The sequence below is a fragment of the Microvirga sp. HBU67558 genome, from assembly GCF_018069605.1.
GTDB classification, from domain to species: Bacteria; Pseudomonadota; Alphaproteobacteria; order Rhizobiales; family Beijerinckiaceae; genus Microvirga; species Microvirga terrae.
In genome coordinates, this window is the sequence record NZ_JAGPUP010000170.1 from 1 (window position 1) to 411 (window position 411).

Below are 411 nucleotides of genomic sequence, written 5' to 3' on the forward strand. Positions count from 1 at the left end.
CTATCGCTCGCCATCCCCGCTTGTTGTAATGACCGCGGCGGATCATGCGCATGATCTCAAAACCCTTCAGGGTCGCCGCTGCAGTTGTCATCGTCTGGAAGCCGCGAGTCGGACGGATCACGCGCTTGAGCGCGCCATGATCCGCTTCAAGGATGTTGTTCAAGTATTTCGAGGTGCGGTGTACCACATCGTTCGGCAGAAGCCCTTCGTCCTGCAGGCGCAGGATCGCCTTGGGATACGACGCCAGTTTGTCGGTCGTGATGGATGAAGGAGGATAGTCACTCACCGCTCGCAGGGCTTTGCGCAGGAAGCGATACGCCGCTCCGGTATCACGCCGGCCGGCCAGCATGGAGGCAATCAACCGACCATGTTTATCGACCGCTCGAAACAAGTATCGCCAGCGCCCACCCA

1 protein-coding gene is annotated in these 411 nt (G+C 59.4%); it reads right to left on the reverse strand.

Features of this window, described 5'->3' with window-relative positions; translation table 11 throughout:
• Positions 1–411, reverse strand: a 411-nt coding sequence (locus KBI52_RS00685) for an IS6 family transposase (protein WP_210804769.1), incomplete at both ends; no start/stop codon positions are given.